We start from the raw sequence: 16,416 nt of genomic DNA on the forward strand, positions 1-16,416 counted from the left end.
AGAAAGCAGTCGCATTCCATGAGCATGTAGTCAGGCGGATTGCGAATGTCCGCCTGACATATTATAGAGAGGTGAGCAGATGGTATTTAATACAGGAGCAGCCCTCCTGGATGCGATTGTCCTGGCTGTTATTTCCAGAGAGAAGGACGGTACCTACGGGTATAAGATCACCCAGGATGTGCGAAGTGTTCTGGAAGTTTCAGAATCCACGCTGTATCCGGTTCTTCGGAGGCTTCAGAAGGATGAATGCCTGGAAGCCTACAATATGGAATATGCAGGCAGAAACCGGAAATATTACAAGCTGACAGATAAGGGCGCAGCGCAGCTGAATCTTTACAGAAGTGAATGGGAGATCTATTCATCCAAGATTACCAGGATGTTTGAGGAGGGAGTATAATTATGAACAGAAAGCAGTTTATGGAACAGCTTGAACGGCTGCTTTCCGATATTTCAGAGGCGGAGAGACAGGAGGCACTGGAATATTATGAAGGATATTTTGATGATGCAGGTCCGGAGAATGAAGGAGAAGTGATCCGGGAACTTGGAAATCCGGGGAAGGTTGCCGCGATCATCAAGGCAGACCTTCAGGAGAACAGTGATGATTACGGGGAATATACAGAGAACGGATATCAGGATACCCGTGTGAAAGAGAACGGGGAGATGCCGGATCAGTACACAGAAATAACAGTACGCGGAGATGGACAGGAAGAAGAGCCTCATGATACAGGAAGTGCCGAAAACCGCAGGAAAAGTCGGGCCCAGCGTGGCTATCATGCAGAGAAGAAGCAGAATAAGGCAGGGATCATCCTTGCGCTGATCGTTCTTGTTTTTGCGGCTCCACTGATTAAAGGACTGTTTGGCGGAGCACTGGGAATTCTGGTGACACTGGCGTTACTGCCCTTCCTGCTGACATTTTTTGCGGGAGCGGGATCGATCATTCTGGTGATCGGTGCAGTTGCGTGTATTGCTGTTGGAATTGCCATGGTGGTATCTCTTCCGTCGGCCGGGATCCTGACTATCGGTATCGGATTTCTGATGATGGCACTTGGACTTTTGTTACTGGCACTGACGGTGTGGTTCACAGGTAAGATACTGCCGGCGATCCTGCGGAAATTTACAGGATTCTGCAGTAATCTCCTGAATGGAAGAAAGGCGGAAAAAGTATGAAACGTTTTCTGAAAGTAATCCTGATCCTTGCGGCAGTATTCGGTGCGGCGGGTTTGGGACTTACTGCAGGCGGAGCTGCCATGGGAGCGACTATGGGAGATATAGGTGCTCTGGATAACGGAATCACCCAGATACTTCATATCCTGGATCATAAAGACGGCTGGGATGAAGAGAATTCCGAAGCAGCTATGGATGGGCAGGATGAGGATCTTGTGGCAGATGCAGAGAAGGCAGTAAATGAAAAAGGTGTTCTGACAGACAATGCAGACGGTTCTGCTTATACGAAAGCATATGAAGCTTCCGGTGTATCAGATCTTTCCTGTGATCTGAAATACGAAGAATTGGTTCTGAAAACATGGAATGAGGCTAAAGTTCAGGTGAAAGTTACAGGGAAGAATCACAATCGTGTTAAGATCAGCAATGACAACGGCAGTCTGACAATCGCCAGCAGCCAGAAGGTAAGAAACCGTTCCGTAGAAATTTTTTGCCCGGAAAACTTAAGCCTTCAGAAGATAAAACTTCAGATGGGAGCCGGAACCATCGAACTGGATGGCGATTTTAAAGCGGATCAGATGGAAGTGAATGTGGGGGCAGGAACTCTTGAGAATTCCGGCAGTCTGGATGTAAAAGAGGCAAATTTTACAGTTGGCGTGGGAACTGCTGACATCAGTGAAATTCAGACAGAGAAATTAAATGGCAGCTGTGGCATGGGAAATATGGATCTTACACTTGCAGGAAAAGCAGAGGATTATAATTATGAGCTGAAATGTGGCCTTGGAAATCTGGAGGTGGATGATTCTCAGGAAACATCCATCACTTCCGGAAATAAACAGATCACAAATGAAGGTGCCACGAAAAATATAAAACTGGATTGTGGAATGGGAAACGTTCAGGTGGAATTTGAAGAAGATTAAAGGAGGAAGCATTATGAGCAACAAAAAACTTTACAAATCATCAGTAAACCGTATGTTGTGTGGTGTCTGCGGCGGGATCGCAGAGTATTTTGATATTGACCCGACTCTTGTACGGCTGGTATGGGTGATCATCACGTTGATGGGCGGAGCCGGAATCCTGGCGTATATCATTGCGGCCATCATTATCCCGGATTAAAAATGACAGCATCCGTAAAGAACGGACATATTTTTCAGAATGCATAATTTCTCCGGAAAACGTCCATACTCCATAAAAAAGATGAGGAGTGTGGAAGATGAACAGGGAGAAAGAAGTAAAGGCATACCTGGAGGGGAAACTTTCCCAGGCAGAAAAACTGAAATACGAGATTGCCGATGAGATGGGAGTCCTGGATAAAGTGATCAAAGACGGGTGGAAAAGCCTCTCTGCAAAAGAAACCGGACGGATCGGCGGTCTTATGACAAAAAAGAAGAAACATAAAAAGTAAAATGCAGCCTGAAGGAACGGGGTGAAATGCCGCCGGAAAAATCCTTCAGGCTGTATTGAATTATAAGAAAATTTTTCTGAAAAAAAGAATTTTTTTTGACGGTTCAGGGTGGACTGACCAGTGGAAAAGAGCTATACTGTTGGAATAAAAGAGGAGGAATGAACATGGGTGAAAAAATCAATAACGTTCTGAAGGGTGAGATCATCTCTTCAGTATTTTACATACTGTTGGGACTTTGCCTGATCCTGATCCCCACACAGACGGTGGATGTGATCTGTAAAGTGGTATTCGGACTGATCCTCATCGGAGTTGGCATTTATCACATTTATATTTACATACGTGGAAAAGCAACCGCTACGATCATGGATCTTTTAAGCGGTGTGGTTGTTTTCGTGCTGGGCGTGTTCCTTTTTATGACACCTTCCATCGTGATCAAACTGCTTCCATGGATGCTCAGCGCATTTGTACTGGTTGACAGTCTGTGGAAATTTAAAGGTGCTTTTCTTCTGAAAAAAGGCGGACACGGTGCATGGAGCGTGCTTCTGATCGGCAGTCTTGTTTTTATTGCACTTGGAATTGTGATGCTGTTTGGAAGATTTCCGAAGATCATGACTCTGCTGATCTTTTCCGGCTGGGTGCTGGTGTGTGACGGAGCTGCGGATATCGTATTCTTTATTATCATGAAGCTGGGACTTCGAAAGATCGCCAAAAAGGCAGAGGCAGAGAAGGAAGAGGCTGGTGCGGACAGTTCAGAGGCTGTAGATGATAAGGTAGATATGGATACACAGAGTGATACAAAGACGCAGGATGGAAATGATCCGCAGAGCGGAAATGCGCCGAAATATTCAGCAAATACTGCGACAGAGAATATGGCTATCGAAACGGCAACAACGGAACCGGAGAAAAAATCCAGACGTGGGATCTTACGAAAAAAAGAGAAAGTTCAGGAGAGGACCGGTAATTCGATAACAGAACAGAATGAGCAGGAAAATGCATTGAAAGACAGTTCGGCTTCAGATTTTAGTTCTGAAAATGCAACAGAGAGCACAGGGGAACCAACGCAGGATACAGAAGGTTCTACAAACAGAAAAGTGACAGAGGAAGTCACGGAACCAGCAGAAAAACCAAAACAGGAGAATTCCCGCTGGGAAAAAGAACCGGAGAATGTGGAGATGAAACTCTGGGATGTGGGTAAAGACCAGGTGGAAACCGGCAGTCTGAAAGATCTTCTGGACGGTTCGGATGAAGATCTGGAAGAGTGGAAAGACTGACCATTCTCTTGCATCATCTGCCATTCCGTGGTAAGATGTGCACATGAAAAATACAGATAAAAATATTAAGATACTGATGATGGATTTTTCCGGAATATATGAGGACCAGCAGTTCTGGAGGGGAAAAGAAGTATCCCGGGTGGGGGCCAGGGACATTCCCGGAACCAACTGCTACTGTGATGAGGATGCGATGAATGCCATACGCAGCCGTATTGCACCTTATTCTTCCGGAGAGATCCATTTTATTGATTCCGGAAACTATCACTATATGACAAGGATCTGGCTGGAAAAAATATCGGAGCCATTTGAGCTTCTGGTGTTTGATAACCATACAGATATGCAGCCGCCTGCTTTTGGCGGCCTGCTTTCCTGCGGAGGATGGATCTATGATTCCATTATGGAGCTGCCACTGCTTAAAAAGGCGATCCTGATCGGCCCGGATGAGGAGGCTTTTTCCAGAGTGGAACCGGAGTTTAAGGAAAAGGTGGAGTTTTTGAGCAGGGAGAGGCTTCTGGAAATGGAAGAAACGGAAGTGTCTGCATTTGTAAAGAATCAGGTGGGAGAATATCCATTGTATATTTCCATAGACAAAGATGTTCTCTGTGAGGCGGACGCAGATACAAACTGGAGTCAGGGCGATATGCGGTTAAGTACCATGCTGGAATGTCTGGGTGCTGTCAAAGAGAAATGTGCAGAGAGAATTTCGAGGATCCTGGGCGTGGATATCTGCGGGGAATGTGATGTGACAGAACCTGGAAACAGTGCTTTGAATGACATGGCCAATGCTGCGCTTCTGGAATTTTTTACATCTACAGATGTGGGTGAGGATATTGAGGAAAACAAAAACGGGACAACAGGAGGAAACGGATGAAAAATGAACTTCTTACCATCGGACCATTTACGATATATGGTTATGGCCTGATGATCGCCATTGGAATTGTGGCAGGTTGTCTGACAGCAGAATACAGAGCCAGAAAACAGGGACTTGACAGCGAACAGATCTTTCCCATGATTCTGTGGTGTCTGGTCGGTGGATTTCTCTGTGCAAAGCTTCTTTTCTGGATCACAGAGTGGAAATCAATTGCTCAGGATCCGGGATTTATGATGGAAACCTTAAGTTCCGGTTTTGTGGTGTTCGGCGGAATTATCGGCGGGATACTGACAGGATTTTTGTACTGCAGGATCAAAGGTCTTATATTTTTTAAATATGCGGATGTGATCCTGCCGTCCGTGGCATTGGCCCAGGGATTTGGCCGGATCGGATGTTTTCTGGCAGGGTGCTGTTATGGAAAAGAGACGGAGAGTTTTTTTTCTGTGATATTTCAGAATTCGGAATATGCGCCCAATCACGTGGCGCTGATCCCGACGCAGCTGTATTCCAGCGGCCTGGATTTCCTGCATTTTCTTCTGCTGTTGCTGATTGCGCGGAACAAAAAAGCAGATGGCCAGGTGACTGCCTGCTATCTGATCTTTTACAGCGTCGGACGTTTTGTGATCGAGTTTTTCCGGGGAGATATTATCCGGGGAAGTGTAGGGATTTTGTCAACTTCCCAGTTTATCAGTATTTTTACCGGGATTGCGGGGATTGTGCTGCTGGTACTGGTGGCGAAAAAAAGGAGTCCGCAAGAGTAAATTTAACCGAATCAGGAAATTTTCCTGCGGGTTGCGAAAAGCGATATGCAATGGTGTAGTGATATGGCAGTTATATGTATCAGGAGAATGTGTCGGGCAGTAGTGGCATAAAGACGGGCCCGCCCTGCATAAATCTATGAAAAAGGCGAAAGCAGGCCTGCCATGCTCAGAAAAGAAGATTTTGAACCAAATATGGAAACAGAGGATAAGATCCCCGGAGCGCAGCCGGAAAACCCGGCACAGAGTCAGCGCTTCGGGGATTTTATCGTGAAATATATGCAGAATGTCCAGAATACCATGGAACTTTTTCCGGGGACATCTTTTCAGGCGATCAATGAGATTTTCGGGGTTCTCTATGTTCCTCTGGAAAATATGGGAGAACTTGAAGTTACAGGGACATCTTATAATTCTATCCCGAAATGTTATACCTATATGGATATGGAAGCAACAGGGGCATCTGGGATCACCCGGCTGCATGATCATCCGTATCTCAAACTTCGGGGAAAAGGGACGGCGGTGGCAGTAATCGATTCGGGAATTGATTATCAGAATGCAGTGTTTCGAAATGCAGGCGGTTCCAGGATCGCTTATTTATGGGATCAGTCGCTGGAAGATGAGGAGGGGATGGGCAAAGACAAAGAGCAAAATGAGTCTGGACGGGAGTTGGAATCTGAAAATGGAGATGTAGGTAATCTGTTGGAAAATGGGGCTGATATGGCAGATACAGAAGTTCCATATGGCAAGTTATTCCGTAAAAAAGATATCGATCTGGCACTGGCTTCCGAGGATCCGTTTTCTATTGTGCCATCCAGGGACACTAATGGCCATGGAACGGCACTTTCCGGTATTGCGGCAGGAAATATGGTACCTGGAGAAAATTTCACCGGAGCGGCACCGGAAGCGACATTGATCATCATCAAGGTAAAACCGGCAAAACAATATCTCCGGAATTTTTATCTCTATCCTCCGGATGCAGAAGTTTTTCAGGAAAATGATGTGATGATGGCCATTGCTTATGCGATTTCCTGGGCAAAAAAACTGGAGATGCCACTTTCTATCTGCCTGGGGATCGGAAGCAGCCAGGGCGCTCATCTGGGGACCAATGCATTAAGCCAGTATGTGGATTATGTGGCGAATTTTTCCCAGGTATCTGTGTCAGCAGCTGCCGGAAACGAAGGAAATACAAGAAACCACAGTACGGGAATTTTTTCTCAGGGAAGGGAGCAGATCGTGACAGAACTCCGTGTAGCGGAAAGAGAGCAGGGGTTTACCATGGAATTCTGGGGAGAGCCGCCGGAGATCTACGGGCTTTCCATCCAGTCACCTACTGGGGAGATACTGGAAGTCAGCAGTTCTATTGGTTCAAGAACTCAGGAACTGTCCTTTGTTTTTGTAGAAACGAAGGTGTATGTGAATTATATCCTGATCGAGCGCCAGACCGGATATTCGCTGGTATATATCCGATTTTTTCATCCCGCCTCCGGAATCTGGAAGATTTTTACCCGGGGAAAGAACAGACAGAACGTACAGTTCCATATGTGGCTTCCGGTAGAAGGATTGATATCCCAGGATACTTATTTTCTGGAACCATCGCCCTATACAACCGTGACAGCTCCGGGGGACGCCAGAAACAGCATCACGACAACCGCCTACCAGCACCGTGACGGAAGTATCTACATTGCCGCAGGCAGAGGCTATACGCCAGATGGAATGATAACCCCACATCTGGCAGCCCCTGGAGTCAATGTAAAAGTGCCCCTGGTACGAGGCGGCTTTGGAACCCGCTCCGGAACCAGCATTTCCGCCGCACAGACCGCCGGCATCGCGGCACTTCTGTTTGAATGGGCCATCATACGGGATAACCAGCCGTTTTTTACAGGAAGCGGCGTGAAATATTATCTGCAGAGAGGCGCAAGAAGAGAAGAAAATATGCAGTACCCGAACCCGGAGTGGGGGTATGGGAAGGTGAATCTTTATCATACTTTTGAGTTGCTGACGTGAGAAACTGTAATTCTCCTTTGTGGCGTAAAAGTATCTCAATATGTTGGAAATCTGTGATATACTATAATCAATTGAATGCAAAGCGTAATGTGAATATTCAGTTTACATGTGATTAAGAGAAACAATTCAAATTGGTCAGACATTGTCTGAATGATTCAAAAAGGAAAAGAAGGAATACATCTATGAAAACAAAAAGCATACTGATCAAAGACACAACGAAAGAGGACAGGATCCGCATTGTCCAGGAGGGGCTGAACCAGTGCGGGGGTGCCTGTGATTTCTGTAATGGATGTGATAATCTGGGCGGAGGATCTGTGGATGCTTTTTATGAGCCTTATATTAACGGTGAAAAGGAATTGCGTGAGCTCAATGAGGAATACAGAAGCAACACAGGGCTTGTAAAGTAGGTGAGGATATGAGACCACCGGAAATCGGGAATTCTACAGAAGAGGAACGAAGACAATACATTAAGAATACTTTCCGATGCATCGCAGATTGTGACATGTGTGGATTATGTACCGTATTCCACGGAAAAGATCCGGAAGTTGCCTATGTAGATTACATCAGCGGCAAAAGGGATTATCTGGATGTATCGAAAGATTACAGATGAGTTGGGAAATGGAGATTTATGGCAAAAGGATATATTTATATCATGACAAACCCGGCCTTAAAAGATATGGTCAAGATCGGATATGCAACGGATGTGGAAAGCAGGCGTAAACAGCTGAGTACGACAGCTCTTCCATACGAATATGAGATATATGCAACATATGAAACTTCCGGAAAACTGGAAGATAAAAAACTTCATAAGATGATCGATAATTTGAATCCGGATCTGAGAATATCAAAGAATCGGGAATTTTTTATTCTTTCCCCGGAAGATGCATATGAGCTGCTGGAGTCCATAGCCACAATAAGCGGAACAAAAGATAAACTAAAAAAAGTAAAAACAGTACCGGCTAAAAAACAGAAGACCAAGAGACCACCTGTTAATTTTTTTAAGTGCAACATTCCAGTTGGAGCGGAACTGGTGTTTTCTGATGATCCATCGGTTGTGGCTGTTGTGGTTGATGAGCGTAAAGTGCAGTATAAGGATGAAATTACATCATTATCAGCAATTTCAGACAGGATAAAGGGATATTCTACATCCGGCCCGTCTTTATTTACATACAAAGGAAAAACAATTTCCCAGATCGCAGAAGAAACTCAGTGGAAAGATGCGTAGATCTTACATTTGGAAAAGTAATAAAAAGATACGAAAGTACTAATTTTGGAAAAAATATTCATATAGATAAATCACTCTGCATCGTGTACTATAAACATAGAGAAAAAACTATATCATGACACAACAGGGAGGAATTTTACTTATGGATCTTTCAACTTTGGTTAAAATGTCAAATACTTACGGAAGCAATCCGGCTTATGTTCTGGCAGGAGGCGGCAATACTTCTGTGAAAGACGATACAACACTGTATGTAAAGGGTTCCGGCACACAGCTTGCCACCATTAAGGCAGAGGAATTTGTCAAAATGGACCGGGCGCGTCTGAATAAGATCATGAAAACGGAATATCCGGCAGATGACGTGAAACGTGAGTCTGCATATCTTGCGGATGTAATGGCAGCAGTAACCGACGAGGATAAGACCAAGCGCCCCAGCGTGGAAGCGCTTCTCCACAATTTATTCGCCTATACATATGTGCTGCATGTTCATCCTACACTTATCAATGGACTGACCTGCGGAAAAGGCGCAAAAGCTCTCAGCGAACAGCTTCTTGGAAAAGATGTGCTCTGGATCGATATCTGCAAACCGGGATACACACTTGCCCGCATCTGTTTTGAGAAGATGAATGCCTATAAAGAAGAAACCGGAAAAGACGTTCAGGTCCTTCTTCTTCAGAATCACGGAATTTTTGTTGCGGCAGATACCGTAGAAGAAATCGGTGTTTTATTTGATAGTGTTATTGAAAAGCTGGAAAAACAGGTAAAAAGAACTGCGGATGTAAGCAATGCAGTTACACCGGAAAAAGAGCAGGCAGCAGAGAAACTTTCCAGGCTGCTTGGTCATAGGGTGGAAGTTGTACCGGCTGCGGAGGCTGATAATTTTGTAAAGGATAAAACTGCTGCAGCACCGCTTCTGAAACCGTTCACTCCGGATCACATCGTATATTGCGGACCATATCCGTTATTTGTGGAAAATATCGATGAGGCGAAAAGTGCGCTGGATGCATTTATGGCAGAAAATGATAAAGAACCGAGACTGATCCTGGTACAGGGCGTTGGTGCATTTATCATGGAAGATGACAAAGGAAAGGCTGCAAAAGCACAGTTACTGGTAAAAGATGCGATCAAGCTTGCAGTATATGCGGAAAGCTTTGGCGGTCCGCTGCAGATGACGGATGAGATCACATATTTCATCACACACTGGGAAGCAGAAGCGTACCGCAGTAAGAAATAAAAAGAAAATATAGAGAAATTAAGAAAATGCATCGGGAACTATTGAAAAATTCCCGGTGCATTTTTGGGATAAATACCTGATAAAAAATTATTCAGGGCAGAGTTACGTTACAAATGTGGGTGTACTTATCCATTTTACTGCAAATCTTATTTCCGGTACACAAACGCCGGCAGTCCGTCTTCTCCAACCGGAACATCTACAGTTCCCTGGATCAGCGGGCGGGCGTAGCGGATAAAGTCTTCAGTGACATCGGAGCCGTCTTTGGTGATCCATTCCACAGGGACGGTCTTTTCTTCGTTGCAGATAAGGTTGACGTCTTCCAAAGTGCATTTCATGGAGTACGGGGAATCACTCTGACGTTTAAAAGCGATCATCTTTCCGGTTTCACCGTTCAGGGCAGCCTGTACACCAAATTCACCGGCAAGGATACCTTCCTGCTGGTCTGTCTCGGAGAGCATGGATGCGGAGCAGCGCTGGCTTACGTTGAGTTCTACAGAGCGGGCTTTGACACCGAGGCGGCTGCGGACAAGATTCTCAAGGTATTTACCACAGCCAGCAAGCATTTTGTGGCCGAAAGCGTCGGTACCGGCAGCACTGTCGTATTCGCAGATGAAAGTGCCGTCTTTGTCATGGATTCCCTCGGATACACAGACGACAACGTTGCAGTTTTTCTCAAAGGCAGCATTAACTTTCCGGAGAAATTCTTCTACATCGAAATCCGTTTCCGGAAGATAAATGAGAAGTGGGTTGTCTCCGGTGTATTTCCGGGCAAGGGCAGCTGCTCCGGTGAGCCAGCCTGCGTGACGTCCCATGATCTCGATGATGGTGACGGATTTTTTCTCATAAACACAGGCGTCCAGGGTGATCTCACGGACAGTGGAAGCCACGTAACGGGCAGCACTTCCGAATCCTGGAGTATGGTCTGTGTTTACAAGATCGTTATCAATGGTCTTCGGCTCGCCGAGGATACGGATATCACTGTCGATCTTTTCGGCATAGCGGGAAAGCTTGCTGACGGTATCCATGGAATCATTTCCTCCGATATAAAAGAACCAGCCGATGTTCATCTCCTCGAATTTCCGGAACAGCTTCGGATAAACCGGATCTTCCAGAGATTCCGGAAGTTTGTAACGGCAGGAGCCAAGATAGGCGCCAGGTGTCCAGGTAAGAGCGCGAAGCTGTTCGCCCGGAAGTGCTTCCTGAAAATCAAGGACTGTTCCGTTTAAAAATCCCTCAATACCGTTGACCATGCCATAAACGTGGTCGATCTCTTCTGTATGTTTAAGTGCTTCAGATACCACACCGTAAAGACTGCTGTTGATCGCTGCGGTCGGTCCGCCGGACTGTCCTGCGATAAGGTTCTTTTTTGACATTTTGATACCTCCTGGGTGTTGTTTTTTTATATTGTAACAGAAATAGGAGAAGATAACATCTAAAAAAATCACCTTTTTTATAAAAAAATTACTCTATACAAATAATTATATCATAGTAAAATAGTAGTATAGATAGAGAAAAGAGGTGAAAAAAACGATGACAGTAAAAAAAGTACAGTTTGAGAGCATGGATGAAGTGAACCGTTTTCTTGATGTGACGGAGCATTTTCCGTTTGCAGTGGATCTGAAAAGGGGAAGCAGAACAGTAAATGGCAAATCCATTCTTGGAGTTGCATCCATTGGCCTTGGCATAGAGATGGACTTTTGTGCACATGTGCCGGAGCTTGCGCCGGAGATCACATCCAGTCTTGGTTTTTGCATGAGGTAGGTTTAAGAGGGGAAAAAATAAATAATGGTTGATCGATGGTGAATGAGGATATCGTAAGGTCGCAGAGGCGATGATCGGTATCCTCATTTTTTGATATATGACAAATGTAACTATTTAGAAAAAAATCTAAATACTTATTGACCGGGGAATCCGGAAGTGATATATTCTATTTAGAAATATTTCTAAATACCATCCGAAAGGAGGAAGACATACACGATGGCGTTTGCGGAAACCTTCAAGGCACTTTCGGACCCTGTGCGGAGAGAAATCCTGCAGCTTCTGAAAAACGGGAAAATGTCAGCCGGAGAGATCGGAGGACATTTTGACATGACAGGTGCAACCATATCCTATCATCTGAAAATTCTGAAGAAAGCAGATCTTGTGTGGGAGACGAAGGTGAAGAATTTCGTGTATTATGAACTGAATACCACAGTAGTGGAGGAACTGCTTTTGTGGCTCAGTGATCTGAAAGGAGGAAATAGTGATGAAAGATGAAGAAAAGAAAGAATTTCTGAAAGAGTATAAAATGTCCCTGATCTCCGGAAGTATCCTTACGATCTCGCCGTCACTGGCAGGAATCCTTCTGTGGAACCGTCTGCCGGAGAAGATCGCCACACATTTTGACCAGCATAATCTGGCCAACGGCTGGAGCAGCAAGCCTGTGGCAGTTTTTGGGATCCCGTTTCTGCTTCTGCTGGTTCATCTGTTCTGTGTTTTTTTTACAGCCAATGATCCAAAGAGAAAAAATATCAACAAGCGCATTTTTACCATGATCCTGTGGCTGGTTCCGGTGGTATCTGTGATCACCTGCATGTCAATCTATGGCCTTGCTCTGGGAATGGACATTGATATGGGAATGATCGTGAACATCATGGTTGGTATCATGTTTATCATTCTCGGAAATTATATCCACAAGGTGAAACAGAATTACACGGTGGGAATGAAGCTTCCCTGGACGTTAAACAGCGAGGAGAACTGGAACCGTACCAACCGTATGGCTGGCTGGGTGCTGATCCTGTCAGGAGTGCTTTTTCTTATGAATTCGCTGCTTCTGAAAACGGAAATTGTCCTGATCATAATTCTGGCAGCAGTGTTTGTTCCAATGATCTATTCATTTATTCTTTATAAGAAGGGAATCTGAGAAGATATTCCCGGGCCGTCATTGTCAGAAAAAGGCAGTGACGGCCTCTTTTTTACCAAAAAATAATGTTCAAACAAAGCGGTCCGTGATATGATAATGTCATACAAAAATATTTCCTCAAACACTATAAACAGACATCGGACAGGAGGGATCATTATGACAGAATTAAGCCGTTTTCAAAAAGATGTGGAAGTTGCTGCCAGTGCCCTTGAAATGCGGGCAGAGAACGAGGATGCCAGGGAGGAGGCTATCCACCTTTACCGGAAATTCGGAAGTACAAAACAGGAACCGCTGCGGCTGGCAGTTGCACTGCGGGGATATTTTCTGGAGGAAGGTGTGGAGGAAGCGGAGCGTGCGGATTACGGAGCGTACCTGAAGAAACGGATCCGCCCGGCAGTGGAACGCCTGATCCTGGAAGATGACTGGGAAAAGATCGGGAAGCTTTATGAGAATGAGTGGTTTGGGGAACAGGAGCTGGAAGTGTTCCTGAAACTGGCCGAAGAGTGGAGGAGACCTGCGGCATTGATGGGACTTCTCCATTTAAAAAAAGAAAAGTATGGATTTAAAGAGAAAAAATTTGAACTGTGAACAAACCTGGTGAAAAATGTAATACCAGATGTATTTTGGCACGTACAGACGTACAGAATGTAAATGACAATAAAGAGATATTCAGGAACATGGGATGGAAAGGAATAAAAACTGGTTTGGTCAGAAGGAAAGGGGGCAGATCCGGTGAATCGGAAGCAGGAAGAACTGGGGACACATATCCTGGAAAATGTAAGGAACGAACTGTACTACTATTTTCCATATCTGGACGGTGCTTTTGCCTGCATTTCCGGGAAAGGCTCGGAAGAGACCAGAACCATCGGAACAGATGGAGAATTCTTCCTTTTTTCACCGGAATATCTGCTGGAACTTTATGTGAAAAAGCCGGAGGCAGTGCGACGAGGGTATTTACATATGCTGCTGCACTGCCTGTATCTGCACCTTTTCCTGGAAAATCAGGAGGACAGACGTTTATGGAACCTGGCCTGTGATATTGCTGTGGAACAGATCATTTCCAGAGAAAAGATCCCGGTTCTGGAGACCGGTGGAAATGCAAAAAAAATCCGGGAAAAAGTCTTTCATATTCTTGGAAACGGCGCGGATTCCGCAGAAAAGATCTGTCGGAAACTGAAAGAACAGACCTTTCCATTTCATCTGGAAGAGCTGGAAGAAACTTTTCATTTTGATGATCACACACTCTGGGATAATTGCACAGGAGAAAAAGGGAAAAAGACAAGAGAAAAATGGAACAGACTTCTTTCCTATACTGCCGCAAACCGCCAGGATCACCGGAAACGACGGGGAAGCCAGAAAGGGGACCAGAGGGAAGATGCAGGCCCCATAAGATCCGGAAGATACGATTACAAAAAATTTCTCCGCCAGTTTTCCGTACTGCGGGAGGAAGTGGAACTGGATACGGAGAGTTTTGATTATATTTTTTATAATTACGGAATGGAACATTATGGAAATCTTCCGCTGATCGAGCCGCTGGAATATAAGGAAGTGAACCGTCTTGAGGAGTTGGTGATCGCCATTGATACTTCCGGTTCCTGTGATGGAGAGACTGTGCGGAGATTCCTGGAAGAAACCTATTCCATTCTCAGTGAAAAAGAGAATTTTTTCCATAAGATGAAAGTCTATCTGATCCAGTGTGACTGCTGTATCCAGGATGTAAAAGTGATCCATTCGGAAGAAGAATGGAAAGAATACAGCAAAGATATCACCATACAGGGGCGGGGAGGAACAGACTTCCGACCGGTGTTCCGGTATGTGAAGGAGCAGCAGGAGAAGAAGGAAATCCGCCGTCTTAAAGCCCTGATCTATTTTACAGACGGAGACGGGATCTATCCGGGAAGTAAGCCGGATTACGAGACGGCCTTTGTATTTTTGCATAAAACAGAAAAAATGGAGCTTGTTCCGCCCTGGGCGATCCGGCTTGTGGCAGAGCAGGAAGGAGTGCGTCATAACATATGAATATAAAAGAGGCAAAAGAAGAGATTAAACATACCTTACTGGCTTACAACCGGAAAGATGCAGCCGGACGTTATACATTTCCCAGACTCCGGCAGCGTCCCATTCTGCTTATGGGCCCTCCGGGAATCGGAAAAACCGCCGTCATGGAGCAGGTGGCAGAGGAATGCGGAGTAGGGCTGGTAGCCTATACCATCACCCACCATACAAGACAGAGTGCGGTAGGACTGCCCAGGATCGTGACCCGGTGCTATAACGGAAAAGAGGTCAGTATCACAGAGTATACCTTAAGTGAGATCATTGCCTCTGTGTATGACTGTATGGAACGTACCGGAAAAAAAGAGGGGATCCTGTTTATCGATGAGATCAACTGCGTTTCCGAGACACTTGCGCCGACCATGTTGCAATTTCTTCAGAACAAGACGTTCGGAAGCCACAGCGTACCGGAGGGATGGCTGATCGCTGCAGCGGGAAATCCTCCGGAATATAATAAGTCGGTCCGGGAATTTGATATCGTAACCCTGGACCGTGTGCGTAGGATGGATATCGAGGCAGATCTTGGGGTGTGGATGGAGTATGCCTGGAAAAAGGAGATCCACGGATCGATCCTTGCTTATCTTGGCATGAAAAAAGATCATTTTTATTCCGTGGAGAATACAGTGGACGGGAAGTTCTTTGTGACGGCAAGAGGATGGGAAGATCTGTCCGAAATTCTGAAAGCTTATGAGGAACTAGGCGTTGAGATCACGGAGAATCTGATCGGGGAGTATCTTTGTCGGGATGAGATCGCAAGGAGCTTTTTTGCCAGTTATCAGCTGTATCGGAAGTACGGAGAGGACTATGGGCTGAAACGCCTGCTTTCCGGAGAAATGGCGGAGGAAGAACAGCAGAAAAAAGTAAAAATGGCGGAAGGTGCTTCGTTTGAGGAACGTTTTCTGGTAACTGGCCTTCTGCTTAGCGGACTCAACGGAAGTTTTCTGGATTATGAAAAGCTGGATAAAGAGACAGGCGCTGTTTATCAGGAACTCCTGCATCTGAAAGCTTTTCTTCATGATAAAAAGGACATGACGGCGCTGGATGAATTTACAGATGTGAAGAAGAAAAGTCTGGCTGTCCGTCTGGAGGCGGAGCTTCTTAACCTGGAACAGCAGACCACGGAAGAGTTTGTGATCCGTACTCTGGAGGAATTCAGCCTTACTATCCGAAAGGAACATATCACAGATACAGAGACTGGTTTTGAACGGATCCGGCAGCTGTTTACGGAAATGGTAGAGAAGAGAAAAGACTGTGCTAAAAAGATCAGCAGAGAGCTGAAACGGGCATTTGCCTTTATGAAAGCATGTTTCGGAGACGGACAGGAAACGGTGCTTTTTGTCACCGGACTGACCAGGAACAGTCATGCAGCTGCTTTTATCCGGGAGTATGGATGTGACCCTTATTTTGCCTGCAGTGAGAAGCTTCTTTACCGGAAACAGGAGAAAAAACTTCAGGAGGAATGTGAGTCGCTATTAAAAATATGAATAATCCCTTAACGAATACTTATGACTGAAAAGGGCCTGGCATCTTGACAGG

20 protein-coding genes are annotated in these 16,416 nt (G+C 45.4%); 19 read left to right on the top strand and 1 reads right to left on the bottom strand.

All coding sequences use genetic code 11. From position 1 onward, the window contains the following. Window positions 1-79: 79 nt before the first annotated feature. The 13 genes from GPK81_RS00100 (at window position 80) to GPK81_RS00160 (ending at window position 9,926) form a co-directional block, all read left to right on the top strand. Entirely contained in the window at window positions 80-397 is a 318-nt protein-coding gene (locus GPK81_RS00100; RefSeq protein WP_015527209.1) for a PadR family transcriptional regulator, read from the top strand. Between the two features lie 2 nt (window positions 398-399). Beyond that, window positions 400-1,167, top strand: coding sequence for a DUF1700 domain-containing protein (locus GPK81_RS00105; RefSeq protein WP_215706331.1), 768 nt, complete (start codon window positions 400-402; stop codon window positions 1,165-1,167). Then, window positions 1,164-2,081 carry a GIN domain-containing protein gene (locus GPK81_RS00110; protein ID WP_119247833.1) on the top strand — a complete coding sequence of 306 codons (918 nt, stop codon included), beginning with the start codon at window positions 1,164-1,166 and terminating at the stop codon, window positions 2,079-2,081. The genes GPK81_RS00105 and GPK81_RS00110 overlap by 4 nt, the downstream gene beginning before the upstream one ends. Window positions 2,082-2,094: 13 nt before the next feature. Continuing rightward, on the top strand, window positions 2,095-2,277 hold the full coding sequence (locus GPK81_RS00115) for a PspC domain-containing protein (protein WP_021977077.1): 183 nt from the start codon (window positions 2,095-2,097) through the stop codon (window positions 2,275-2,277). A gap of 97 nt (window positions 2,278-2,374) precedes the next feature. Then, window positions 2,375-2,566, top strand: coding sequence for a small, acid-soluble spore protein, alpha/beta type (locus GPK81_RS00120; protein ID WP_015527205.1), 192 nt, complete (start codon window positions 2,375-2,377; stop codon window positions 2,564-2,566). 164 nt (window positions 2,567-2,730) lie between these two features. After that, window positions 2,731-3,837: a DUF308 domain-containing protein gene (locus GPK81_RS00125; RefSeq protein WP_215706332.1), complete on the top strand. Its 1,107-nt coding sequence runs from the start codon at window positions 2,731-2,733 to the stop codon at window positions 3,835-3,837. Window positions 3,838-3,880: 43 nt separating this feature from the next. Continuing rightward, on the top strand, window positions 3,881-4,708 hold the full coding sequence (locus GPK81_RS00130; protein ID WP_215706333.1) for an arginase family protein: 828 nt from the start codon (window positions 3,881-3,883) through the stop codon (window positions 4,706-4,708). Further along, entirely contained in the window at window positions 4,705-5,469 is a 765-nt protein-coding gene (locus GPK81_RS00135; RefSeq protein ID WP_021977080.1) for a prolipoprotein diacylglyceryl transferase, read from the top strand. The genes GPK81_RS00130 and GPK81_RS00135 overlap by 4 nt, the downstream gene beginning before the upstream one ends. A 162-nt stretch (window positions 5,470-5,631) precedes the next feature. Next, the gene (locus GPK81_RS00140; RefSeq protein WP_174088450.1) at window positions 5,632-7,470 is read left to right on the top strand and encodes a S8 family peptidase; all 1,839 of its coding nucleotides are present in this window, start codon (window positions 5,632-5,634) and stop codon (window positions 7,468-7,470) included. Window positions 7,471-7,652: 182 nt separating this feature from the next. Beyond that, window positions 7,653-7,877 carry a hypothetical protein gene (locus GPK81_RS00145; protein WP_021977082.1) on the top strand — a complete coding sequence of 75 codons (225 nt, stop codon included), beginning with the start codon at window positions 7,653-7,655 and terminating at the stop codon, window positions 7,875-7,877. Between the two features lie 8 nt (window positions 7,878-7,885). Then, window positions 7,886-8,080 (top strand): hypothetical protein, encoded by a 195-nt coding sequence (locus tag GPK81_RS00150; protein ID WP_021977083.1) that lies wholly within the window; start codon window positions 7,886-7,888, stop codon window positions 8,078-8,080. Between the two features lie 18 nt (window positions 8,081-8,098). Next, complete coding sequence (locus GPK81_RS00155; protein ID WP_118062762.1) at window positions 8,099-8,695, top strand: GIY-YIG nuclease family protein; 597 nt, start codon at window positions 8,099-8,101, stop codon at window positions 8,693-8,695. A 142-nt stretch (window positions 8,696-8,837) separates the two neighbouring features. Then, window positions 8,838-9,926 (top strand): class II aldolase/adducin family protein, encoded by a 1,089-nt coding sequence (locus GPK81_RS00160; RefSeq protein WP_118062763.1) that lies wholly within the window; start codon window positions 8,838-8,840, stop codon window positions 9,924-9,926. Between the two features lie 146 nt (window positions 9,927-10,072). Here the strand turns inward: GPK81_RS00160 and GPK81_RS00165 are convergent, their stop codons facing one another. Beyond that, window positions 10,073-11,299, bottom strand: coding sequence for a 6-phosphofructokinase (locus GPK81_RS00165; RefSeq protein ID WP_021977086.1), 1,227 nt, complete (start codon window positions 11,297-11,299; stop codon window positions 10,073-10,075). Window positions 11,300-11,456: 157 nt separating this feature from the next. Here GPK81_RS00165 and GPK81_RS00170 point away from each other — a divergent pair, with 157 nt between their 5' ends. The 6 genes from GPK81_RS00170 to GPK81_RS00195 all read left to right on the top strand — a co-directional run bounded on the left by GPK81_RS00170 (window position 11,457) and on the right by GPK81_RS00195 (window position 16,364). Next, complete coding sequence (locus tag GPK81_RS00170) at window positions 11,457-11,687, top strand: HPr family phosphocarrier protein (protein WP_022426601.1); 231 nt, start codon at window positions 11,457-11,459, stop codon at window positions 11,685-11,687. A 216-nt stretch (window positions 11,688-11,903) separates the two neighbouring features. Beyond that, window positions 11,904-12,182, top strand: a complete 279-nt coding sequence (locus GPK81_RS00175) for an autorepressor SdpR family transcription factor (protein ID WP_021977088.1) — start codon at window positions 11,904-11,906, stop codon at window positions 12,180-12,182. Beyond that, window positions 12,172-12,828 carry an SdpI family protein gene (locus tag GPK81_RS00180; protein WP_021977089.1) on the top strand — a complete coding sequence of 219 codons (657 nt, stop codon included), beginning with the start codon at window positions 12,172-12,174 and terminating at the stop codon, window positions 12,826-12,828. The genes GPK81_RS00175 and GPK81_RS00180 overlap by 11 nt, the downstream gene beginning before the upstream one ends. Window positions 12,829-12,984: 156 nt before the next feature. Beyond that, window positions 12,985-13,416, top strand: a complete 432-nt coding sequence (locus GPK81_RS00185; protein WP_021977090.1) for a hypothetical protein — start codon at window positions 12,985-12,987, stop codon at window positions 13,414-13,416. 144 nt (window positions 13,417-13,560) lie between these two features. After that, the gene (locus tag GPK81_RS00190) at window positions 13,561-14,847 is read left to right on the top strand and encodes a vWA domain-containing protein (RefSeq protein WP_242996937.1); all 1,287 of its coding nucleotides are present in this window, start codon (window positions 13,561-13,563) and stop codon (window positions 14,845-14,847) included. Further along, a complete protein-coding gene (locus tag GPK81_RS00195; RefSeq protein WP_215706334.1) occupies window positions 14,844-16,364 on the top strand; it encodes an ATP-binding protein in 1,521 nt (506 codons plus the stop codon). Before GPK81_RS00190 ends, GPK81_RS00195 begins: the two co-directional genes overlap by 4 nt. Window positions 16,365-16,416 lie beyond the last annotated feature (52 nt).

This window comes from Blautia sp. MCC283, assembly GCF_018785565.1.
Taxonomy (GTDB): Bacteria; Bacillota; Clostridia; order Lachnospirales; family Lachnospiraceae; genus Blautia_A.